Annotated in this window: 21 protein-coding genes and 1 pseudogene; 9 read left to right on the forward strand and 13 right to left on the reverse strand. The window is 68.4% G+C overall.

The annotated features are described in order from the left end of the window. Positions 1-42: 42 nt before the first annotated feature. On the forward strand, positions 43-870 hold the full coding sequence (locus tag KYX17_RS04860; protein WP_243225744.1) for an SGNH/GDSL hydrolase family protein: 828 nt from the start codon (positions 43-45) through the stop codon (positions 868-870). Positions 871-881: 11 nt separating this feature from the next. On the opposite strand, the pseudogene KYX17_RS04865 reads toward KYX17_RS04860, so the two are convergent. Then, positions 882-1,325, reverse strand: a pseudogene (locus tag KYX17_RS04865) (TrmH family RNA methyltransferase); the annotation flags it as partial. A gap of 154 nt (positions 1,326-1,479) precedes the next feature. On the opposite strand from KYX17_RS04865, the gene KYX17_RS04870 reads away from it, so the two are divergent. The 3 genes from KYX17_RS04870 to KYX17_RS04880 all read left to right on the forward strand — a co-directional run bounded on the left by KYX17_RS04870 (position 1,480) and on the right by KYX17_RS04880 (position 3,827). Continuing rightward, positions 1,480-2,046: a recombinase family protein gene (locus KYX17_RS04870; protein ID WP_243225745.1), complete on the forward strand. Its 567-nt coding sequence runs from the start codon at positions 1,480-1,482 to the stop codon at positions 2,044-2,046. 387 nt (positions 2,047-2,433) lie between these two features. Beyond that, positions 2,434-2,925 (forward strand): TIR domain-containing protein, encoded by a 492-nt coding sequence (locus KYX17_RS04875; RefSeq protein WP_243225746.1) that lies wholly within the window; start codon positions 2,434-2,436, stop codon positions 2,923-2,925. After that, a complete protein-coding gene (locus KYX17_RS04880) occupies positions 2,919-3,827 on the forward strand; it encodes an HIT family protein (RefSeq protein ID WP_243225747.1) in 909 nt (302 codons plus the stop codon). The genes KYX17_RS04875 and KYX17_RS04880 overlap by 7 nt, the downstream gene beginning before the upstream one ends. A 574-nt stretch (positions 3,828-4,401) precedes the next feature. Here the strand turns inward: KYX17_RS04880 and KYX17_RS04885 are convergent. Both KYX17_RS04885 and KYX17_RS04890 read right to left on the reverse strand, forming a co-directional pair. Continuing rightward, entirely contained in the window at positions 4,402-5,526 is a 1,125-nt protein-coding gene (locus tag KYX17_RS04885) for an ImmA/IrrE family metallo-endopeptidase (protein WP_243225748.1), read from the reverse strand. After that, positions 5,519-6,130 (reverse strand): hypothetical protein, encoded by a 612-nt coding sequence (locus KYX17_RS04890; RefSeq protein ID WP_243225749.1) that lies wholly within the window; start codon positions 6,128-6,130, stop codon positions 5,519-5,521. Before KYX17_RS04890 ends, KYX17_RS04885 begins: the two co-directional genes overlap by 8 nt. Between KYX17_RS04890 and KYX17_RS04895 the strand changes: the two genes are divergently transcribed. Further along, complete coding sequence (locus tag KYX17_RS04895; RefSeq protein ID WP_243225750.1) at positions 6,116-6,346, forward strand: hypothetical protein; 231 nt, start codon at positions 6,116-6,118, stop codon at positions 6,344-6,346. The genes KYX17_RS04890 and KYX17_RS04895 overlap by 15 nt on opposite strands. Here the strand turns inward: KYX17_RS04895 and KYX17_RS04900 are convergent. The 3 genes from KYX17_RS04900 to KYX17_RS04910 all read right to left on the reverse strand — a co-directional run bounded on the left by KYX17_RS04900 (position 6,343) and on the right by KYX17_RS04910 (position 9,659). Further along, entirely contained in the window at positions 6,343-7,050 is a 708-nt protein-coding gene (locus KYX17_RS04900) for an HNH endonuclease (RefSeq protein WP_243225751.1), read from the reverse strand. The genes KYX17_RS04895 and KYX17_RS04900 overlap by 4 nt on opposite strands. Before the next feature lie 113 nt (positions 7,051-7,163). After that, positions 7,164-8,693, reverse strand: a complete 1,530-nt coding sequence (locus tag KYX17_RS32210; protein ID WP_243225752.1) for an AAA family ATPase — start codon at positions 8,691-8,693, stop codon at positions 7,164-7,166. A gap of 90 nt (positions 8,694-8,783) precedes the next feature. Further along, positions 8,784-9,659, reverse strand: coding sequence for an RNA methyltransferase (locus tag KYX17_RS04910; RefSeq protein ID WP_243225754.1), 876 nt, complete (start codon positions 9,657-9,659; stop codon positions 8,784-8,786). A 70-nt stretch (positions 9,660-9,729) separates the two neighbouring features. Here KYX17_RS04910 and KYX17_RS04915 point away from each other — a divergent pair, with 70 nt between their 5' ends. The 3 genes from KYX17_RS04915 to KYX17_RS04925 are packed head-to-tail and all read left to right on the forward strand — an operon-like array spanning position 9,730 to position 11,802. Further along, positions 9,730-10,305 carry a hypothetical protein gene (locus tag KYX17_RS04915; protein WP_243225755.1) on the forward strand — a complete coding sequence of 192 codons (576 nt, stop codon included), beginning with the start codon at positions 9,730-9,732 and terminating at the stop codon, positions 10,303-10,305. Positions 10,306-10,360: 55 nt separating this feature from the next. After that, positions 10,361-11,221, forward strand: a complete 861-nt coding sequence (locus KYX17_RS04920; RefSeq protein WP_243226182.1) for a Sir2 family NAD-dependent protein deacetylase — start codon at positions 10,361-10,363, stop codon at positions 11,219-11,221. After that, a complete protein-coding gene (locus tag KYX17_RS04925) occupies positions 11,218-11,802 on the forward strand; it encodes a histidine phosphatase family protein (protein WP_243225756.1) in 585 nt (194 codons plus the stop codon). Before KYX17_RS04920 ends, KYX17_RS04925 begins: the two co-directional genes overlap by 4 nt. Before the next feature lie 8 nt (positions 11,803-11,810). Here KYX17_RS04925 and KYX17_RS04930 read toward each other — a convergent pair whose 3' ends face one another. Genes KYX17_RS04930 through KYX17_RS04950 form a run of 5 tightly spaced genes read right to left on the reverse strand, consistent with a single transcriptional unit; the run spans position 11,811 to position 17,776 of the window. Beyond that, the gene (locus KYX17_RS04930; RefSeq protein WP_243225757.1) at positions 11,811-12,629 is read right to left on the reverse strand and encodes a CoA ester lyase; all 819 of its coding nucleotides are present in this window, start codon (positions 12,627-12,629) and stop codon (positions 11,811-11,813) included. Further along, on the reverse strand, positions 12,626-13,102 hold the full coding sequence (locus KYX17_RS04935) for a MaoC family dehydratase (protein WP_243225758.1): 477 nt from the start codon (positions 13,100-13,102) through the stop codon (positions 12,626-12,628). The genes KYX17_RS04930 and KYX17_RS04935 overlap by 4 nt, the downstream gene beginning before the upstream one ends. A 9-nt stretch (positions 13,103-13,111) precedes the next feature. Continuing rightward, entirely contained in the window at positions 13,112-14,260 is a 1,149-nt protein-coding gene (locus tag KYX17_RS04940) for an acyl-CoA dehydrogenase family protein (protein WP_243225759.1), read from the reverse strand. Then, complete coding sequence (locus KYX17_RS04945; RefSeq protein ID WP_243225760.1) at positions 14,253-16,223, reverse strand: biotin carboxylase N-terminal domain-containing protein; 1,971 nt, start codon at positions 16,221-16,223, stop codon at positions 14,253-14,255. The genes KYX17_RS04940 and KYX17_RS04945 overlap by 8 nt, the downstream gene beginning before the upstream one ends. Then, positions 16,223-17,776, reverse strand: coding sequence for a carboxyl transferase domain-containing protein (locus KYX17_RS04950; RefSeq protein WP_243225761.1), 1,554 nt, complete (start codon positions 17,774-17,776; stop codon positions 16,223-16,225). Before KYX17_RS04950 ends, KYX17_RS04945 begins: the two co-directional genes overlap by 1 nt. Positions 17,777-17,872: 96 nt before the next feature. Here KYX17_RS04950 and KYX17_RS04955 point away from each other — a divergent pair, with 96 nt between their 5' ends. Continuing rightward, entirely contained in the window at positions 17,873-18,460 is a 588-nt protein-coding gene (locus tag KYX17_RS04955) for a TetR/AcrR family transcriptional regulator (RefSeq protein WP_243225763.1), read from the forward strand. Positions 18,461-18,493: 33 nt separating this feature from the next. On the opposite strand, the gene KYX17_RS04960 is transcribed toward KYX17_RS04955, so the two are convergent. Further along, positions 18,494-19,861 carry a dihydrolipoamide acetyltransferase family protein gene (locus KYX17_RS04960; protein WP_243225765.1) on the reverse strand — a complete coding sequence of 456 codons (1,368 nt, stop codon included), beginning with the start codon at positions 19,859-19,861 and terminating at the stop codon, positions 18,494-18,496. Further along, positions 19,858-20,868, reverse strand: a complete 1,011-nt coding sequence (locus KYX17_RS04965; RefSeq protein WP_243225767.1) for an alpha-ketoacid dehydrogenase subunit beta — start codon at positions 20,866-20,868, stop codon at positions 19,858-19,860. The genes KYX17_RS04960 and KYX17_RS04965 overlap by 4 nt, the downstream gene beginning before the upstream one ends. Position 20,869: the final 1 nt, after the last annotated feature.

Genomic DNA, 20,869 nt, shown 5'->3' on the forward strand with positions numbered 1-20,869 from the left:
GAGGCCGCGATCCCTGGCTTCGCACCTGCGAAGGAGAGCGCGATGACCGATCAGGAATCATCCCGGACCCCGTACGTCCCCAACGAGGGCCCGCACCCGTGGCACCGCTTCGTGGCCGTCGGCGACTCGTTCACCGAGGGCATCGGCGACCCCGATCCCGCAGCTCCCGGCGGACATCGCGGGTGGGCGGACCGCGTCGCCGAGGTGCTGGGGCGCCAGGTGGAGGACTTCGCCTACGCCAATCTCGCCGTGCGCGGGAAGCTCATCGCCCAGATCGTGGCCGACCAGATCGAACCGGCCGTCGCGCTGCATCCGGACCTCGTGTCGATCTGCGCCGGCGGCAACGACGTCATCCGGCCCGGCACCGACCCCGATGCGATCGCCGCTCAGCTCGAGGATGCCGTGGCACGCCTTTCCTCCACCGGAGCCGCTGTGGTGCTCTTCACCGGCATCGACACCGGGTTCACGCCGGTCTTCCGGCCGTTCCGCGGCAAGGTCGCGATCTACAACGAGAACGTCCGTGCCATCGCGGACCGGCACGACTGCATCGTCGCCGACCAGTGGGCGCTGAAGACCGTGCAGGATCCGCGCTTCTTCGACGACGACCGGCTGCACTACAACGCTCTCGGGCACCACGAGGTGGCCCGCATGGTGCTGCGCGCCCTGAACGTCCCGAACGACCTCCAGGCCATGCAGCCCGACCCGCTTCCGGCCCGCACGTGGCGCGAGGCGCGCTCGGAGGACCTCGGCTGGGCACGCGAGCATCTCGTTCCCTGGGTGCTGCGTCGACTCCGGCATCAGTCCTCCGGCGATCACGTCGCGGCCAAGCGCCCCGATGCCGTCCCGATCCGCTTCCCCGAGGCAGAATAGGGCCACAGCGGTCAGCGCGAGAGCCCCCAGAGCGCCACGGCAGCGGCGGATGCGACGTTGAGAGAGTCGACGCCTCCGGCCATCGGGATCGTCACCACGGCATCCGCGCTGTCGAGCGCGGCACGGGAAAGCCCATCGCCCTCGGTGCCCAGCAGGAGGGCGACCTTGTCCGGACGTTCCGCCGCGTAGGAGCGGAGATCCACGGCCTGGTCGTCGAGTGCGAGCGCCGCGATCTCGAATCCGGCCGCGTGCAGGTCGCCGGCCGCGTTCTCCCAGTCGTCGACGCGCGTCCACGGCACCTGGAACACGGTTCCCATGCTCACGCGCACGCTGCGGCGGTAGAGCGGATCCGCGCATCGTGCCGTGACCAGCACGGCGTCCGCGCCGAGACCGGCAGCCGCCCGGAAGGCGGCCCCCACATTGAGAAGGGTCGTAATTCGTTCTAATTCGAATATTGGTGAATCGACTCGGGGTCGAAGCGCTGGCAGGACCACCGTTCGTCGGTCGTTCCCCAGGTCAGCGGCCCGTTTCGAATGACTGTGATCGGGATGCCGGAGAAGACGTGTTCAATAAGGGTATGCCGTCGGCGACCTCTTCAAGTTGTTCTCGATGGTGAGGTTCGTCGGCCTGGTTCGAGTGACGCAGGTCGCGGATGAGGTCGAGCATCAGCGGACCACGCTGCACTCCGTCTGCGCGCAGGTCTTCGAGGAAGAGGCGAGCAGGCGGTTGCTGATCCGCTCGCGCCCTGCGCTTCAAGCTGCTGTCGGCGCGCTCGAGATGGACGACGTGCTCGTGATCGTGCGTGTCAGGCACCTCGCGCAGAACGTCGTCGATGGGTGGCGCGTCCTGCTCGACCTGCTTCGGCAGGGTACGCCAGTCCAAGTGCTGGAGGGAAGTGACGCAGGCAGTTACCGGGTTGAGTCGGAGTTCAACGCCAATGTGCGAGAGATCACACGGATGGAGGCGAAGATGCGAAGCGACGAGATCAAGAGGGGGATGGAAGCCGCTCGACGGCGCGGTTCCGTGATCGGCCGTCCGCGTGTGGTGGACGAGCAGATTCGGCTGGCGATCCTGTCCCAACGACACGAAGGAACCTCACTTCGCTCGATCGCGGGGAGCGTGGGCGTTTCTGTCGGGACCGTTCACGCCGTAATTGCCCCTGGACCCGGAATATGAGCATTGAGGAGATCGAGGCTAGGGCGGTCTTACTGCTCGTCGCGATCACCGGCGACCACTGGAAAGCTCTTGCTGCACCTGTTTGCCGGAACTTGTGGTGACTATTCGCGCTTCATCGACAAACCGATAGGCCTGCGCAAGCAATTCCGGCCGCGACTGACTCAGCTTCCTTGGTCACAGAGTCGATGGCTTGGCGCGAAACAGCGATGGCGCTCGCCCCCGGACTGCTTCAGTAAGAACGGTTCAACGAAGACATCGCAGTAGAGCCTGTTCGCGATGAGTTGCACAGGCAAGCCCGGTTAGTCCCGCTAGGAATGTCGGCGGTCACGCTTACTCTCGGAGTAGGGTCGAGACCCGCTCGCCCCACCTGACAGCAAGGAGCCAAGTGTGGCGACCAAGACAGTGTTCTACTCCTTCCACTACGAGCGGGACGTGAACCGCGTGCAGCTCGTCCGCAATATCAAGGCACTGGAGGGTCAGCCCCTCCTCAACGCGCAGGACTGGGAGGCCGTGCGCAGGCGCGGCCAGCAGGCGATCGTCGACTGGATTGACGAGCAGATGAAGTACAAGCGCGCCGTCGTCGTGCTGATCGGTCAGGAGACGGCGAGCAGGCCCTGGGTGATCTACGAGATCGAGAAAGCATGGAAGGACAAGAAGCCGCTCGTAGGCATCCGCATCCACGGCCTCGCGGACTTCGGCAACGGTGCGGATCGACAGGGGCCGAACCCGTTCGACAAGGCGGCGGGGGTGAGTGGCATCCCGATTTTCGATCCGACGAGGACCGACTGGCGCGGCAATATCGACACCAAGGCAACCTACGCCAACCTCGCGGATAATCTGGAGCACTGGGTCGCACAGGCGAAGGTCCGCATGTGGTGAGCGAGGAATGCGAGTTCTGCGAGATCGTCGACCGCGACGACCCCGAGGTCCGCGAGGTCTATCGGGACGAGCACGTTGTGGCGTTCTTCCCCACCGAGCCCGCCGCGCTCGGGCACGTGCTTGTCGTCCCGCGTCGGCACGTGCCGGACATCTGGGCTCTGAATGCCGACGAGGCGGCACAGCTCGCCCGGGCGACCCTCCTGCTGGCCGATGCCATACGCGACGCGGTCCGTCCCGAAGGACTCAACGTCATCCAGTCCAACGGCGAGGCGGCGACCCAGAGCGTCCGACACCTCCACGTCCACGTCGTCCCACGTCGGACGGGAGACGCCATGGGACCGATCTGGCCGGAGGAGACGGACTATTCAGAGCCAGAGAAGGAGCGCGCGATGCTCGAGGTCCGCGGTGCCGTCCGGTTGCGGGCCGTCTCCGCCGATCCCCCGATCGCTCCGGAAGACCGGCGCAAGCACCTCGACTACATCCAGTCCGTGGTTACGAGGCAGTCCGCCGCGTCCTCCTCGGCGAAGGCTTGGTTGCTGCCCATCGTGACCGCGACGTTCGGGTTCGCTCTCACGCAGGAGTCGTGGCCGCTAGCGGCTCTCGGTTTGGTCGCCATCGTCCTGTTCGCCTACCTTGACGCGAACTACCTGAGGAGCGAAAAGCAGTTTCGCCGGCTCTACAACACAGTCGCGCGATCCAGCCGGAAGGTGCCGCTCTATACCCTCGATCCTGTCGACGCCGACGATCCAATGCTCGCAGATACGCCGGCGAAGTCGAGATGGAAGACGTTCGTCGAAAAGTACCTGCCTGAGCGGGCGATCTGGACGTCATGGTCGATCGCCCCGTTCTATATCGCGCTGATGCTCCTCGGCATCGGCGTGCTCGCCGTCTCGATCTGTTGAGCTCGCATCACCGATCCCATCGAGGACGCCTCAGGGATTCGGGCTCGTGGAACCAGCGGGCGGGTTCAGCGCGTAAGCAACATCCTTGACGCGCCCGGGTAGTTCCGCGGCGCTGATGCCGGCGCGCCGCTTGGCCTTCTCACGTGGGAGGATCGCGAAGTAGGTTCTTGCCACGGCGTCGCCGACCTCGACTGGGATGTCACTGCAGATGTCGTCACTTGAGTTCGCGTGGAACAATTCGAGTGCCTTCAGCGACGGGCTGCGGACATTCGCGTCCTCCTGCGTGTGGTGCCATGCTTGGGGCGGCGCGCACGAGGAAGTTTCGAGGAGGATCTTGCTCAGGCCTTGCCGACCTAGCGAAGTCTGTTGTCGCCCGACGCTCTTTGTCGAGGTATGCCACCCGGATCTGCATGGAGCCTGAAATGCCGTTGAACCTGCCCGAGTTTCTCTCCGAATATCCAGTGGATCGAACGCGAGTTGACGCGCATAAGCAACGTCTACTCACTGAGGTTGCGAGACTCGCCGCGGATAGCGCACGAAAAGATGACCAGCCGAACAACTACTCACCCGCACGTCAGCCCTCATCGCCAACGAGGCGCAGCACCGGGCGCTGATCGGGCTCGCTGAGCAGGTCGCGGACCTGTGCCGGAGCCAGCCGCAGGATCTCAGCAAGCGCCGGCACCGTCGCCCCCTGCTCAGCGGCGAGCTCCGCCGCCTTGCGCAGCAGCGTCGGCATCTCCCCTGGGTAAGCACTCGTCGGGTCCGCGGACGGATCATCAACCATGGCGAGGCGCTGATAGGCGCGTCGTGCCGAGGAGTCGGTGGTCCGGCCGCGTTCCACCATTCGCCGGATGAGCGAGTGCGGCGACACGCCCCATGTCCGTCCGAGTCGATCGAGGACCGCGAGGTCGAGACGCTGCGGCAGGGCAGCGTCCATCGATGCCGCCGGTGTGAGGAATGCCGCCGCGAATTCGTCGGCTTCCCGTTCGATGGCGGTGCTCTGCTCCCCCGACTCGGCGTGCAGCAGGAGGTGGCCGATCTCGTGGGCGATCGAGAACCGGTGCCGGAAGACGTTCTCGCTGCGGCGAGGCGTGGTGACCACGATCGGTCGGGCAACGATCACCGACGAGAACGCGTCCACCGCATCGATCTCCCCCAGCGGACGCACGACGACCACGATCCCCCGCGACTCCGCCGTGGCGACCAGATGTCGCACCGGCCCGTCCGGGAGACCCCAGTGCCGGCGCAGCGCCGCCGCCGCTTCGCCCGGGCTCGTCCCCTGAGGCAGCTTCGGAAGATCCGCCTCGGGGAGCTTGACGTACCGCTCGAGCGCGAACGTCAGCTCCCACACCAGCGTCGCGGTCGCCAGCGCTCGCTGGCGGTCGCCGACCCGCGCCGAGCGCAGGCTGCGGAAGTGCGCGTGCACGGTGTCGATGCGCGCGAGCGGCCTGCCCACGCTGAAGAATCCGGGACGCACCTTCAACGTCGTCGCCATCCGCTCGACCACATCTGCGCGAGGAGAGTTCACCCCTGCCTCGTATTGGCCGATCGCGGCAGCGGAGACCCCGACCGCGGCCGCGAGTTCCGTCTTACTCAAGCTCTGGCGCACGCGAGCCTGGGTCAGCCGCGCAGGCTCGAACCTCCCCTGGCCATCCGAGGAACCTGGGAGATCGAACAGCCCAGGGTGTTTGTCACGCATCCGACGACCGTTCCTGCTTCTGCGGCTCGAGCGAAGGCACGACCGGGGTGCCACTGTCGAACGACTCGACCTCGGCCGTCGCGTCGCCGCCCTCGGCCGGGTGCTCCCAGATGGTCTCCAGACCGAGCGGGCGTACCGTGCCGTTGACGTACTCGGCGACGGCCCACTCGATCGAGGTGAGCTGACGCGGGGTGGAGTGGACCATGACGAGCACCACGGGCATGACCTCGCCCGCCGCGCGCACGGCACGCTCGAACTCCGCCTGCTCGCTCGCGTTCCGGACTTCGTCGCCGCCCTCGACGAAGCTTCTGCCGAACAGCCCCACCGGCTCCTGCGCGAAGAACCCGTTCATGCGCGTCTTGCTCGACGCGAACCCGCCCACCGCATCCGGCGTCGCCGGCACCCGCCAGACGAACAGCAGGCACCCGTTGACGATCGGCAGCCGGTATCCGGCAGGCTTGAGCTTGTACGGCAGGTAGCCGCGCTCCTTGAACGCGTCGACCGTGTCCTCCTGGAGATCCCGCCACTGCCCGCCGAAGCCGATCGTGTAACGCGTCGCCGCCGCCTGGTGCGCATCAGCCGCCAGCGCATGACGCGACTGCACGACCTCGACGACGAGATCACGCGCATCCGCAGCATGAGAGCCAAGCGCTTCGAAGGGAGAATTCGGGACCATCACGACCTCCAGAAAAGTCAAACCCCGGAGCGCACGGTCACCCACCGGATCGACTTTATTCTGACACACCGATCGCGCATCTATGCTTTAGCCAGCTCCGGCGTGTCGCATTCGTCGGCGCGGGTCACCATCAAGCGCGTCTAGAGGTATCTGAATCCGCCGGAGCAGAAGTCGGGCGACGCTGCGGCCGCGGCGAGGATCGTGGGTCGCCAGTGGTTCACTCCGACACGCCGCGCCGCGCTTCTTGCGTCTCGGTCCAAGTACTTCATCACGTCGGCCGCCCCACCATCGCCGAAGTACTCTTCAAGAGCTTCGCGGCGCTCAAGAAGGAGCTCAACTGACGCCCCAGAGTAGGCGGTGTCCAGTTCGAAGAGCTCGAACTGTTGCGCAATGACGGTGAACAGCGATGCCGACATTCCTGCGGGTTGGACTACGTGAAACGACGGGGTCACTGTTGGCGCATCACTGAGTGACGCGCGGAGGAAGGGAAGCGAGTCCGGGAGGTCATCGAGATAGGCATGAATGAACGCCTGCTCCCCCCTCTCGTTGCGAAAGTCCTGTCGTTTCTTGTTGTTGCACACTGAGCAAGCAGGGACGAGGTTTAAGCTGAGGGCCGCAAACTCGGGGAAGTCCTCCTTCGGCAAGTAGTGATCGAGTTCACTCGAATCCCGGAGGGCGCAAAGACAGCAGAGACTGCTGCGCGCGAGGAGTTCCGACCCTATCTCCTTGAGCGCGCCAGACCGCAGGACCCCGTAATTGGACCGAAGCACCTCCGCGACCGGCTTGTCCCCGAACGACGAATCAAGTTTCCACACCTCGCCGTCGACGTAGTTGTCGTACGCCTCCATCACCTCTCGTCGTGCCGCCTCGAGCAGTGCCCTTCCCGTAGAGTTGCGACGTTGCGACAGTTGATCGTAGAGCTCAGGTTCGTCCGTCGAAGGCAGGTCTATTGTGCGCATTCCTAGTCGGACTCTCGACTCATTCTCAAGGCGAGGGCTCGGGCCTGGCTGCTTGCCCCATCGACGAAGAGTCGCTCGAATTCTTCAACCTCCATGCGGGAGATCAAGTCGCGAATGACGCCCCTGTGGCCCGAGATCGAGTTGTCCAGTCCGAAGGCTTCGGTCGTGAGCTCTCCCAAGCCTGCTGCGAACGTCTCGAGCTTCGTGGGCGAGGCTTGCACAATATCGCCGAATCGCTCGACCACCAGCACGTCCTTGGCGGCCACCTCTTGAAGCACGACGGGGCTGTGGGTGGCGACAACTGCGAACGAATCGAAGGCGTCGAGCAACTGATGGACGCCGCGAAGGAGCGCCGCGAGCAGTGGCGGATGAAGATGCGTCTCGGGTTCATCGAGCAGCACGAGCGAGCGCTTCCGCAAATGCGCCGCGAGTTGGACAAGGATGTTCATCACGATTTTCTGTCCCGAACTCAGGCGGGAAGGATACTCGGCAGGGATCCCCGCGGACGCCACCCACGTCGACAAGCTAATTCCAGATCGACCAAAGGAAGGATCGGACTCGATCGTCTCCATAACCTGGGTAAGCAGTGCCGAATCTCTCGTGCATGCTTTGGCGAATGCGGTAACCAGCTCATCGTCGAGCTCTCGAATCGACTTGAGACGCGTGGTTTGGGGATCTGCCTGCACCTGGCGAAGGCCGCAATAGGTGTATCCGAAGCGCGTCGTTGACGAAGCCTCCTCTAGCTTGAGGTCATCCTCGCTCGCGTTAAGGATCGGCGGCAGTTCAAAGTGATCGAAGGCGCTGTAGGAGACAGCCACCACGGAACTGAACGATCGGCTGGCTCCAGATTTCGGATCTGCAGCGGCCAGTCCCACCCGGCTGACATCGCGCGCCATCTCTGCGAGCAATCTGGTCTTGCCGACGCCGTTGTAGCCGATCAGGACCTTGCACCTCCCCGGAAGCGCACGGGTGTCGTCGAAGCGGAACTCAAGGTTGAGCCCGAGCTCGCGGCTCTGGTGGGAAAGCGTCGCAACTCCACCCGCGTTTGTTGCGGGCTCGAAGAGGGCGCTTGCCATGGCGAGCGTGTGCTCAGCCTGTCCGAACCTTGTAAGTGAGGTCGTCCACCCCTCCTCGTGCTCGAACTCACGGGCGATGGTGCTGTCTACTGCAGCATCTCGCATAGCCACAAGAAAGGCATCTCTGACCCTAGGAGGAAGCTGTGCCAGCTTCTCGTAATACTCGATGTCCTGCCCTAGCGAGCAGTAGCTCTCGTCGAGCGAGCGGAAGACAGGCTTGTCGAACTGAGTTCGACCTCCCGTCTGTCCAGCCTTCAGGATTTTCACCAATCCGAGGTCGATGGTCTCTCCACGCGCAGGAGTGAACTCGGCGTGGAAGAGAGTTTTGAACCCGAAATCGTCCCACCCGTCACGACGCAACACCACCAGGTCCTCGCGACCTCCCGTGTGCGAAGCAAACCTCTCGACGACCCGTATCTTCACTTGCTCTCTCCCAACGAAGGGCCTGGCAGCCACCCATGACGCGAATCGTGCGGACTACGCGTCAGCAGCCCCTTGTAACTAAGCGCAGTTTGCCACGCCCAGGGCGTAGTCCCCGAACAGATCTCACTTCGTCGCATAGAACGTGACAGCCGAAGCCGCTGCGACATTGAGTGAATCCACGCCACTCATCATCGGGATCGTCACTCGGCGATCGAGCAGCGCGTCGGTGCGAGCCGTGATACCGAAGCCCTCGGAGCCGAAGACAAGAGCGAGCTTCTCATGGTCCTCAGCGACGAGCTCGTCGAGCGTGATCGCACCCTCCCCCAGCGTCATCCCGGCGACGACGTAGCCGGCGTCTTTGAGGACGTCCATGCCCGCGGGCCATTCCGGGATGCGCGTCCATGGCACCTGGAACACGGTGCCCATCGATACCCGGACGGAGCGGCGATAGAGCGGGTCGGCGCAGTCGGGCGTCACCAGAACGGCATCAACGCCCAGCGCGGCGGCAGATCTGAACAGAGCCCCGACGTTCGTATGATCGGTCACCCCTTCCAAGATCGCGATGCGAGATCGATTCTTGGCCTTCGGTGTTTTGGAACACCACACGTTGGTGTGGTCCAGCAGATCCTCCAGGACCAGCACGAGTGAGGCATTCTCGACCACCTCCGCGACGGACGGCAGCGCGGGCCGGTGCATGGACGCGAGCGCCCCGCGATGCACCGCGTATCCGGTGGCGCTCTCGGCGACCTCGTCGGGGACCAGGTACACGGGAACGTCGGCACCGCCGAGGATCGCCTCGATCCCGGCGACCCAGCGCTGCTGCGTCAGCACCGAGCGCGGCACATGGCCGGCGGCGCAGGCCCGCTCGATCACCTTGGCGGACTCCGCGATGTACAGTCCGCCCGCGGGCTCCTGCACGCGGCGCAGCGCGGTGTCGGTGAGGTCCCGATAGTCGTCGAGCCGGGGATCGGAGGCATCGGTCACGCGCTGGAGGTCCACCCGTCCACTCTGCCACCGCCGGAAGATCCCCTTGTCCTGCGCTGCAGGGGCCCTTACCGTATGGCGGGTGATGAGCGACGGGACGGATGCCGCGGGACCCCGCGACCGGATGCTGCGCGTCTGGCCGGCCGTCGTCGGCGTCGTTTTCGCCGCGGGGATGATCGCGCTGCTGTCCGTCGGGATCGCCGACACCACGACCGCGACCGAGATCCTCACTGCGGCAGCCTTCGTCTATCTCGGTTCGGCGGCGCTCGGTCATCGCACGGCCGCGTGGCCGCTGTTCGGCCTGACGTTCCTCCTGATCGGCGCGGGACTCGTCGTCCGCGGGTTCTCGCCGATGTGGGCCATGGTCGTCCTCGTCGGCGCTCTCTTCGCGTTCGGGCTCGTCCGCGGACGCGTGCGACCCCGCTGGGGAATTCCGTTGCAGGCCGCCGCGATGCTCGCGGTCCTCCTCCTCGCGCTCATCATCCCCGCGCTGCCGTCGCCCTGGGGAGCCGTCCTCGTCGGCATCGGTCTCGTCCTGCACGCCGGGTGGGATGTGCATCATCTGCGCACCCGGCGCGTGGTCGCGTCGTCGATGGCCGAGTTCTGCGCCGCGCTCGACGTCGTGCTCGCCGCCGGCGTCATCCTCGTGGCGGCCGCGTGAGCCCCACCCCCGAGCACGCCGTAGACTCGCTCGGGGAGGTTCCGTGAGCGTGACGATGACTGCCGATCTGGCCGACGGCGTCGCGCGCACCGCGGAACTGCTGCAGGGAAAGCGGATCGCCCTGCTCACCGGGGCCGGCATCTCGACCGATTCGGGCATCCCCGCCTATCGCGGCGAGGGCGCCCGCGTGCGCGCGGATCCCATGACCGCACAGCGCTATCTCGCCGACGAGGCGGCGCGCCGGCGCTACTGGATCGGCGGGCATCTCGGCTGGCGCGCCTTCGCCGAAGCCGCACCCAACGCGGCGCACGTCGCCCTCGCCGAGATGGAGCGCGACGGGCTGGTCAGCGGCATCATCACGCAGAACGTCGACGGACTGCACCTGCGCGCCGGGAGCTCGCACGTCATCGAGGTGCACGGCACCATGCGCCGCGTGCTGTGCCTGGAGTGCGGCCAGGTCTTCGACCGGCGCGACATCGCGACGCAGATCGACGAACGCAACCCGTGGATCACCGTCCCCGACAGCATCCCCCTCAACCCGGACGGCGACGTCACCCCGGACACCGCCGACGGCTTCGTCGTGCCGGAATGCACGGTCTGCGGCGGGATGCTCAAGCCGGACGTCGTCTTCTTCGGCGAGTTCGTTCCGGCAGACCGCTTCCGCGCGGCCGAATCGCTTCTGCGCGCGAGCTCGGCGATGATCGTCGCCGGTTCGTCGCTGGTGGTGAACTCGGGTGTGCGCCTGGTCGAGCGCGCCCGGCGCCGCGGCATCCCGCTCGTCATCATCAACCGGGAACCGACCAGAGCCGACGCCTGGGCCGATATGACCCTCACCGGCGGCACGGGCGAGATCATCCCCGCCCTCCAGGAACTGCTGAAGAGCACAGACGCGCGCGAACGGAGCAGAACCCCGTGACCCTCATCACCCTCGTCCGACACGGCCAGACAGACTGGAACCTGGAACGGCGCATCCAGGGCTCGACCGACATCCCGCTGAACGCGACGGGACGCGGACACGCGCTCGAGGCCGCCGCCGCGCTCGCCGGCGGGACGCACCATGCGATCTACGCCAGCCCGCTCGTGCGCGCGCGGGAGACCGCGCAGATCATCGCCCGGGAGCTCGGGCTCGACGAGCCCGGCCTGGTGCACGACCTGCGCGAACGCGAGTTCGGCGACGGCGAGGGCATGCTCGTCACCGACTACATCGAGCAGTACGGCGACTGGCACGCCGACGTCCCGGGGGCCGAGACCTTCGATCAGGTGCGCGACCGCGCGCTCGGTGCCCTGGACGTCATCGCGCGGGATGCGCGTCGCCGCTCGGCGCCGGTGGCCGAATCCGTCATCGTGGTGGCGCACGGCGGCGTGATCCGCGCTCTGCTGGACCACGCCTCCGGCGGGACCATGCCGTTGATGGGCGTGCCCCTGGCCAACGGGTCGGTGCACCGCTTCGAGGCCTCCCCCGGAGTGCTGCGGCTGCTCGAGACCGTCGAGGTCTGAAGGATCCGTCAGCGACCGGTGTCCGCCGCGCGACGCCGAACGCTGCGAGCATGCCGGAGCACCGGTTCGTCGACCATCCGCCCCTCGAAGCGGAACACCCCGCCCTCGCGGTCCGCCGCAGCCAGCACGCGCTGCGCCCAATCCACCGTCGCGGCATCCGGCCGATACGCGTCGCGGATCACCGCCACCTGACCCGGGTGGATGCACGCGGTGGCTGAGAACCCGCTGGCCGCGGCATCCGATGCCTCCGAAGCGAGCCCGTCGAGATCGTCGATGGCGATGTGCACCGCGTCGATCGCGGCCTTGCCGCGTGCACCGGCCTCGAGAAGAACGCGCGAGCGCGCGTACCGCGCGACATCGCGATACCCGCCGTCAGCGCGGCGGCTGCTCGTCCCGCCCAGCGACGCGATGAGATCCTCCGCCCCCCACATCAGCCCGACGACCCGCTCGTGCTCGGCCAGCCGGTCGGCCGCGGCGACGCCGCGTGCCGTCTCGCACAGCGCGATGAGCGAGAAGCGCTCGTCGAACGCGTCCAGCGCCGCGGGGTCCTCGGCCTTCGCCAGCATCACGGTCCGGAAGTCTGTCTGCGACAGCGTCGCCAGGTCGCTCGCGAACTCGGCCGAGTCCGCGGCGTTCACCCGCACGATCACGCGGCCGGGGTCCAGGTGCGCGTCGATCAGGTTGCCGCGAGCCTTCGCCTTGTCCGCCGGCGCGACGGCGTCCTCGAGATCGAGGATCACGGCATCCGCCCGCTCCAGCGCCTTGCCGAACCGCTCCGGGCGATCCGCCGGACAGAACAGCAGAGCGGGACCGAGATCGAAGGTCATCGCTCGTCCTCCGGGCGGCAGCGCACGAGCACCGTTCGGCTCGCCGTCGCGACGATCACGCCGTCCTGGTTGCGTCCGGTGTGCGCGATCGTGCAGATGCCCTGGCCGGGGCGCGAGGACGACAGGCGCTTGTCCGTGACCACGCTCTCGGTGTACAGCGTGTCGCCCGCGAAGAGCGGATGCGGGAACGCGACGTCCCCGAGGGCGAGCTGCGCCACCAGCGTCCCCTGGGTGAGCTGAGCGACCGAGGAGCCCACCATGGTCGACAGCGTCCACATCGAGTTGATCAGCGGGCGGCCGAACTCCTGGGATGCGGCGAACGCAGCATCCAGATGCAGCGCCTGCGTGTTCATCGTGAGCGTCGTGAAGAGCACGTTGTCGGCCTCGGTCGCCGTGCGCCCCGGTCGATGCAGGTATGTCGCCCCCAGGTCGAACTCCTCGTAGTAGAGCCCCCGCTGCACGATCGCCGTCATGATGCCACGCTACCCCGCCACGCCCAGGGCACGCGCGATGACGAGCAGCTGCACCTCGGTCGTCCCCTCGCCGATCTCGAGGATCTTCGAGTCCCGGTAGTGCCGCGCCACCGGGAACTCGTCCATGAAGCCGTTCCCGCCGAAGATCTGGGTCGCGTCGCGGGCGTTGTCCATCGCCGCCTCTCCCGCCACGAGCTTCGCGATCGCGGCTTCCTCGCCGAACGGCCGCCCCGCGTCCCGCAGGCGCGCGGCGTGGTGCCAGGCGAGTCGAGCGGTGTGCACGCGAGCCCGCATGCGCGCGAGCGTGAACTGCGCGTTCTGCCGCGTGCTGAGCGCCGCGCCGAACACGGTGCGGCTGCGGGCGTACGCCGTCGCCTCCTCGAGGCAGCCTTCCGCCGCCCCGGTCGACAGCGCCGCGATCGCGACCCGCCCCTCGTCCAGGATGCTGAGGAAGCCCGCGAATCCGCGCCCCTCCTCGCCCAGGAGGTTCTCCTGCGGGACGCGGGCATCGGAGAACGTCAGCGGATGCGTGTCGGATGCACGCCAGCCGAGCTTGTCGTAGGCGGGCTCGACCGTGAATCCCGGTGTCCCGTTCGGCACGATGATCGTCGAGATCTCCTTGCGCCCGTCGCGCTCCCCCGTGACGGCGGTCACGGTGACGAACCGGGTGATCGGCGTTCCGGAGTTGGTGATGAACTGCTTCGAGCCGTTGATGACCCACTCGTCGCCGTCCCGCCGCGCCGTCGTGCGCGTCGCCCCGGCGTCGCTGCCCGCCTCCGGCTCTGTGAGGCCGAACCCCGCGAGGGCGCGCCCGGCCAGCAGATCGGGCAGCAGCTCGGCGCGCTGCGCGTCCGTGCCGAACCGGAACACCGGCATCGCCCCCAGACTCACCCCCGCCTCGAGGGTGATGGCGATCGACTGGTCCACGCGCGCGAGTGCTTCGATCGCGATCCCCAGCGCCATGAGATCACCGCCCTGACCGCCGATCTCCTCGGGAAACGGCAGCCCGAACAGGCCGAGCTCCCCCATCTGCCGGACGACGTCCATGTTCAGCGTGTGCGTGCGATCCGCCTCGTACGCCTGCGGCGCGACGACGGTCTCGGCGAACTCGCGCACCATCGCCGCGAGCTCGCGCTCCTCTTCGGTCAGGTCAGTCATGGCTCTCCTCGGCCTCGACGCGGGCGACCGGTTGGTCGCGCCGCACCTGGTCGCCCTGTGCGACCAGGAGGTGCACCGCGCCGTCGTGCGGTGCGGTCACCGGGTGCTCCATCTTCATCGCCTCGATCGAGACGAGCACGTCCCCCGCGTTCACGCGGTCGCCTTCCGCGACGTGCACGGCCACGACGGATCCGGGCATCGGAGCGCGCGCCTCGGGGTGGGTCGCGGCCTGCTCGGGATGCCGGGCGGCGAGGCGGTGCTCCATGGCCTGGCGCCGTGTCAGGGGGCGAAGGCGCACGGAACGCCCGGACTCGGCGACCCACACGTCGCCGTCGGGGGCGAGGGCTGCTTCCAGGGGGACGCGTTTCGACTCCTCGCTGCGCTCGTCGCTCAACGAACGAGAGGGGGCGGGGGAGGGAGCCACGACCTCGCCGTCGTCGGTCAGGAACGCGACGCGCGGCTCGCCGGAATCCTCCCCGCCCAGTCGCCACCCGCCCAGCGCAGCCCACGCCGCCCCCGCGCGAGCAACCGAATGCCGTGTGAGAAGCTCCTGCTCGCCTGGTCTCTCGCGCCGCACGTGGTCTCTCGCGGCGTCCAGCATGGCCTCGGACGGCGGCGCCGGCCTGACGGGCAGCAGCGTCTCGATCAGCCCGGTGTCCATATCGCCCGCCACCACGCGCTCGTTCCGGCACAGCGTCCGCAGGAACGCGATGTTCGTGTCCACGCCGAGCACGACGGTCTGCGCCAGCGCGGCGTCCAGCCGTTCCAGCGCGGTCGCGCGATCCGGGCCGTGCGCGACGACCTTCGCGATCATGGGGTCGTAGAAACCCGAGATCTCGGACCCCGTCTCGATGGCGGCGTCCGTCCGGACGCCGGGTGCGGCGGCGAACCGCAGCACGGTGCCGGTGGAGGGCAGGAACCCGCGCTCCGGCGATTCCGCGTACACGCGCGCCTCGACGGCGTGCCCATGCGCGGTCTGGATCGGTCCGAGACGCTCCCCGGCGGCGACGCGCAGCTGCAGCTCGACGAGGTCGAGGCCGGTGACCTCCTCGGTGACCGGATGCTCGACCTGCAGCCGCGTGTTCATCTCGATGAAGAAGACATCCTCCGGGGAGTCGGCGTCGACGAGGAACTCGACCGTGCCCGCGCCGAGGTAGTCCACGCTGGCCGCCACGCGCACCGCCTCGGTCCACAGCCGCTCGCGCAGAGTGTCCGGGATGCCGGCCGCAGGCGCCTCCTCGATCACCTTCTGGTGCCGGCGCTGCAGGGTGCATTCGCGCTCGCCGACGGCGACGACCGAGCCGTGCGCATCGCCGAACACCTGCACCTCGATGTGCCGGGGCCGGCGGATGAGCCGCTCCAGGATGAGGGCGTCATCGCCGAAGGATGCGGCCGCGACCCGGCGGGCGGAGGACAGCGCCGAGGACAGTCCCGCGGCATCCCGCACGGCCTCCATGCCCTTGCCTCCCCCGCCGGCGCTGGGCTTCACGAGAAGGGGGTATCCCACCTCCTCGGCGCGAGCGGCGATCTCGGCATCCGTCGCGCCTGCGGCGTCGAAGCCGGGGACCACGGGAACACCGTGCCGCACCACGTGGGCGCGCGAGCGCGACTTGTCCCCCATGATCTCCAGCGCCTCGACGCCGGGACCGATGAACGCCACACCGGCCTGCGCACACGCGCGGGCGAGAGCCGCGCTCTCGGAGAGGAAGCCGTAGCCGGGGTGGACGGCCTCCGCTCCGCTCGCGCGCGCTGCCGAGATGACCGCGGTGACGTCGAGGTAGGAGTCGGCGGCGGGCGCGGGGCCGATCCGCACCGCTTCGTCGGCCTCGCGCACGTGAGGAGATTGCACGTCGGCATCGGAGTAGACGGCGATGCTGCGGATGCCGAGGCGGCGCAGAGTCCGGATGATCCGGCGTGCGATCTCGCCGCGGTTGGCGATCAGGACTGAGGTGTACACGGGCATCACATCCGGAAGACGCCGAAGCCCGGCGCGGGCAGAGGGGTACGGGAGACGACGTCGAGAGCGAGACCGAGCAGATCCCTGGTGCGGTCCGGGTCGACGATGCCGTCGTCCCAGAGCCGGGCGGTGGCGTAGTACGGCTCGCCCTGCTCCTCGTACTGCGCGCGCACGGGCTCCTCGAACGCCGCGCGTTCCTCGGCGCTCCAGGACTCGCCCCGGGCGGCCAGCTGGTCCTCCTTGACGGTCGCGAGGACGGAAGCCGCCTGGTTCCCGCCCATGACCGAGATCCGGCTGGCCGGCCAGGTCCACAGGAAACGCGGCGAGTACGCCCGACCGCACATCGAGTAGTTCCCGGCGCCGAACGATCCGCCGATGATCACGGTCAGCTTGGGGACCCTGGTCGTGGCGACCGCCGTGACCATCTTGGCGCCGTCCTTGGCGATGCCGCCGGCCTCGGCATCCGATCCGACCATGAAACCCGTGATGTTCTGCAGGAACAGCAGCGGGATGCCGCGCTGGTCGCACAGTTCGATGAAGTGCGCCCCCTTCACCGCCGACTCGCTGAACAGGACGCCGTTGTTCGCGACGATCCCGACCGGGTGCCCGTGCAGGCGGGCGAACCCGGTGACGAGCGTCGCGCCGTAGTCGGGCTTGAACTCGAGCCAGGACCCGCCGTCGATGAGCCGCACGATGACCTCGTGCACGTCGTAGCCCGCGTTCACGTCGACGGGGACCACGTCGTACAGCGAGGACTGCTCGGCGGGCGCGACGCCGTCCGCGACGGGCCAGGCCGGATCCGCCGGCGGGGGCAGTGTCGCGACGATGTCGCGGAGGATCTCCAGGGCGTGCTCGTCGTCCTCGGCGAGGTGGTCCACGACTCCGGAACGTCGCGCGTGCAGTTCGCCCCCGCCGAGCTCCTCGGCCGTGACGACCTCGCCGATGGCCGCCTTCACGAGCGGCGGGCCGCCGAGGAAGATGGTGCCCTGCCCGCGGACGATCACGGTCTCATCGCTCATCGCCGGTACGTACGCGCCGCCCGCGGTGCACGAGCCGAGCACCGCTGCGAGCTGAGGGATGCCCGCTGCCGACAGACGCGCCTGATTGAAGAAGATGCGGCCGAAGTGGTCCCGATCGGGGAAGACCTCGTCCTGCTTGGGCAGGAACGCGCCGCCCGAGTCCACCAGATACAGGCAGGGCAGGCGGTTCTCCAGAGCGATCTCCTGAGCGCGCAGATGCTTCTTCACCGTCAGCGGCAGGTAACTCCCGCCTTTCACCGTCGCGTCGTTGCAGACGACCATGACGTGCCGGCCGTGGACCAGTCCGATGCCAGCGATGACACCGGCTCCGGGTACCTCTCCCCCGTACAGCCCTTCCGCGGCGAGCGGAGCGACCTCGAGGAACGCGCTCCCCTCGTCCAGCAGCCGCGTGACGCGCTCGCGGGGCAGGAGCTTTCCCCGCTCAACGTGGCGGCGGCGCGCGGCCTCGGATCCGCCCTCGGCGCTGCGTGCGAGTCGGTCGCGCAGCTGATCGGCGAGCTCGCGCTGGGTATATGACATCGTGATGTCCTCCTCGACTCACGAACTGGTGCCCGACCGGGCCGGTCGGTTAGTGTTCACTAACCCGTTCATTTAGGTTAGCGAGCATTAACTGAGATGACAACCCCCGTCACGGCGCGCGATCGCGCCAAGGCCGAACGCTCCGGGGCCCTGCTGGCCGCCGCCGCCACCCTCTTCGCCGAGCGCGGGTTCTCGGGCGTGAGTCTGGAGGACATCGGAGCCGCCGTCGGCGTCTCGGGTCCCGCCGTGTACCGGCACTTCGACGGCAAGCAGGCCCTGCTGGGCGCCCTGCTCATCGGCGTCAGCCGCGATCTCGTCACAGGGGGCACCGCGGTGTCGGATGCCGCGGTCGCCGGCGAGGAGCGCATGCGCGCCCTCGTCCGCTTCCATGTGGACTTCGCCCTCGGTCACGCCGACGTGATCCGCGTGCAGGATCGCGACCTGCCGCACCTCTCGGACGACGACCGCGCACAGGTGCGCCGACTGCAGCGCACCTACATCGATCTCTGGATGGCGGCGCTCTCGACGCTGCGCGACGTGCCGGCGGACGAGCTGCGCCTGCGGGTGCAGGGCGGCTTCGGACTCATCAACTCGACCCCGCACAGCACCCGCTCGGCGGCGCGCTCCCAGTCCGCGACGGCCGCCGTCCTCGCCGACATGGCGTACGCCGCACTGACCGCGTGATCGGCGCGGCCGACGCATCCTGAGCGAGCGGAATCAGGCCATCAGCATCGCGCGCCCCGGTTCCTCGAGGACATCCGCGACGTCCTTGAGGAACCGCGCCCCTTCGGCACCGTCCACGACCCGGTGGTCGAAGGACAGGCTCAGCGTCATGACCTGGCGCACCGCGAGCTCGCCCCGATGGACCCACGGCTGCGGCCGGACGGCGCCGACGGCCAGGATGCCGGACTGCCCCGGCGGGAGGATCGGCGTTCCGGCATCGATGCCGAACACGCCGATGTTCGTGATCGAGAAGGTCCCTCCGGCGAGCTCCGCCGGCGACGTCCGCCCTGATCTCGCCGTCTCGGTCAGTGCCGAGAGCGCATCGGCGAGGCCCACCAGCGAGAGCCGTTCGGCGTCGCGGATGTTCGGCACGATCAGACCGCGATCGGTGGCCGCGGCGATGCCGAGATCCACGAAATGATGCTGCACGATATGCCCGGACTCGTCGTCCCAGCGCGCGTTGAGGCCCGGCGTGCGGGCGAGCGCGAGGCAGACGGCCTTGGCGACGACCGCGAGGGGACCGATCCGGTGCCCCGCGAGAGCCCGGTCCGCCTTCAGAGTCGCGATGAGCTCCATCGTCGCCGTGACGTCCACCGTGTGGAAGCAGGTCACGTGCGGCGCCGTGAACGCGCTCGACACCATCGCCTCCGCGGTGTGCTTGCGCACGCCGCGGATCGGGATCCTCGTCTCCCGCTCCGTCGGGGCGGACGCCGACTCGGGTGGCCGGACCGGCGTCCCGACGGGCGCGACCCGCTCCGCGTACGCGTCCACGTCGGCGCGCGTGATCGGCCGATCGCCGACCTCGGCGGCGACGAGCACGAGGTCGACGCCGAGCCGCTTGGCGTGGGCGCGCACCGGCGGCGTCGAACGAGGGCGCTCCCCCGGCACGGTCTCGACGGGCCCGGTCGGCAGCGCGTCGTGCGGCGCAGCCTCCAGCACGGCCGTGTCGACGGCGGATGCTGCGGCTGCCGCCGTGCGCCGTGCACGCCGAGCGGGGCGCGATCCGCCCGCGGGCGCCGCCCCGTAGCCGACGAGGTTCGCCTGGGCCGCCGGAGTGTCCCCAGGAGCGGCGGCCGCGGCGCTCGCGGTCTCCTCCGCGTCGGAGGCGGGGCCGCCGTCCTGGCCCTCGACGTCGAAGGCGATCAGCGCGGCGCCGACCGCGACGGTCTCCCCCGCGTCCGCATGCAGCGCCGTCACGACGCCGTCGTACGGGGACGGGAGCTCCACGATCGCCTTGGCCGTCTCCACCTCCGCGAGAGTCTGGTTCAGTGCGACCGTGTCGCCGGGGGCGACCAGCCACTGCACGATCTCGGCCTCGGTCAGGCCCTCACCGAGATCGGGGAGTCGGAACTCGACGGTCATGCTCCGGCCTCCGTCATGCTGTGCGGTCGATCGAGGACCCGGTCGACCGCGTCCAGGATGCGGTCGAGATCGGGCAGATGGTGCTTCTCGAGTTTGGCCGGCGGATAGGGGATGTCGTGTCCCGTGACGCGCAGCGGCGGCGCCTCGAGATACTCGAAGCAGAGCTCGGTGATGCTCGCGATCACCTCGGCGGCGACGCCGGCCTCCCGCGACGCCTCGTGCGCGACGACGACCCGGCCGGTGCGCCGCACGGACGCGGCGACCGTGTCATAGTCCACGGGAGACAGCGAGCGCAGGTCGATCACCTCCAGGTCGATGCTGTCGTCCTCGGCGGCGGCCGCGGCATCCAGAGCCGTCGACACCATCGCACCGTACGTCAGCACCGTCGCATCGCGGCCCGGCCGCACCACCTGGGCCAGGCCCATCGGCACGGCGTCCGCGAGGGGGCCATCGAGGTCGACCTCGCCCTTGTGGTGGTACAGCCGCTTCGGCTCGAAGAAGATCACCGGGTCGTCGCTGGCGATCGCCTGTCGCAGGCACCGGTAGGCGTCCTGCGGATTCGACACGGCGATCACGCGGAGCCCCGCGGTGTGCACGAAGTACGCCTCCGGGGACTCGGAGTGATGCTCGGCAGCACCGATCCCGCCCGCCCACGGGATGCGGATCGTGATCGGCATCTTCACCCGGCCCTGGGTGCGGTAGTGCAGCTTCGCGACCTGCGAGACGATCTGATCGAACGCGGGGTACACGAACCCGTCGAACTGGATCTCGACCACCGGCCGGTATCCCCGGAACGCCAGCCCCACCGCCGTGCCGACGATGCCGGACTCCGCCAACGGAGTGTCGATGACGCGCGCGGCGCCGAACTCGTCGATCAGTCCGTCCGTGATGCGGAAGACGCCGCCCAGGCGACCGATGTCCTCGCCCAGGATCACGACCCTGTCGTCGTCGCGCATCGCCTGCGCGAGTCCGGCTCCGAGCGCCTTGCCGAGTGTCATCTCGGTCATC

The organism is Microbacterium sp. CIAB417 (assembly GCF_022788845.1).

What these genes read in the sequence shown, in the direction of transcription:
- KYX17_RS04945 (WP_243225760.1), bottom strand. Translation starts at nt 16,223, where the DNA reads ATGCCCGTGTACACCTCAGTCCTGATCGCCAACCGCGGCGAGATCGCA.
- KYX17_RS04860 (WP_243225744.1), top strand. Translation starts at nt 43, where the DNA reads ATGACCGATCAGGAATCATCCCGGACCCCGTACGTCCCCAACGAGGGC.
- KYX17_RS04955 (WP_243225763.1), top strand. Translation starts at nt 17,873, where the DNA reads ATGACAACCCCCGTCACGGCGCGCGATCGCGCCAAGGCCGAACGCTCC.
- KYX17_RS04900 (WP_243225751.1), bottom strand. Translation starts at nt 7,050, where the DNA reads ATGGAGGCGTACGACAACTACGTCGACGGCGAGGTGTGGAAACTTGAT.
- KYX17_RS04885 (WP_243225748.1), bottom strand. Translation starts at nt 5,526, where the DNA reads ATGCGTGACAAACACCCTGGGCTGTTCGATCTCCCAGGTTCCTCGGAT.
- KYX17_RS04930 (WP_243225757.1), bottom strand. Translation starts at nt 12,629, where the DNA reads ATGACCTTCGATCTCGGTCCCGCTCTGCTGTTCTGTCCGGCGGATCGC.
- KYX17_RS04895 (WP_243225750.1), top strand. Translation starts at nt 6,116, where the DNA reads ATGACGCGACTGCACGACCTCGACGACGAGATCACGCGCATCCGCAGC.
- KYX17_RS04915 (WP_243225755.1), top strand. Translation starts at nt 9,730, where the DNA reads ATGAGCGACGGGACGGATGCCGCGGGACCCCGCGACCGGATGCTGCGC.
- KYX17_RS04940 (WP_243225759.1), bottom strand. Translation starts at nt 14,260, where the DNA reads ATGACTGACCTGACCGAAGAGGAGCGCGAGCTCGCGGCGATGGTGCGC.
- KYX17_RS04950 (WP_243225761.1), bottom strand. Translation starts at nt 17,776, where the DNA reads ATGTCATATACCCAGCGCGAGCTCGCCGATCAGCTGCGCGACCGACTC.
- KYX17_RS04920 (WP_243226182.1), top strand. Translation starts at nt 10,361, where the DNA reads ATGACTGCCGATCTGGCCGACGGCGTCGCGCGCACCGCGGAACTGCTG.
- KYX17_RS04870 (WP_243225745.1), top strand. Translation starts at nt 1,480, where the DNA reads ATGGTGAGGTTCGTCGGCCTGGTTCGAGTGACGCAGGTCGCGGATGAG.
- KYX17_RS04965 (WP_243225767.1), bottom strand. Translation starts at nt 20,868, where the DNA reads ATGACCGAGATGACACTCGGCAAGGCGCTCGGAGCCGGACTCGCGCAG.
- KYX17_RS04935 (WP_243225758.1), bottom strand. Translation starts at nt 13,102, where the DNA reads ATGACGGCGATCGTGCAGCGGGGGCTCTACTACGAGGAGTTCGACCTG.
- KYX17_RS04960 (WP_243225765.1), bottom strand. Translation starts at nt 19,861, where the DNA reads ATGACCGTCGAGTTCCGACTCCCCGATCTCGGTGAGGGCCTGACCGAG.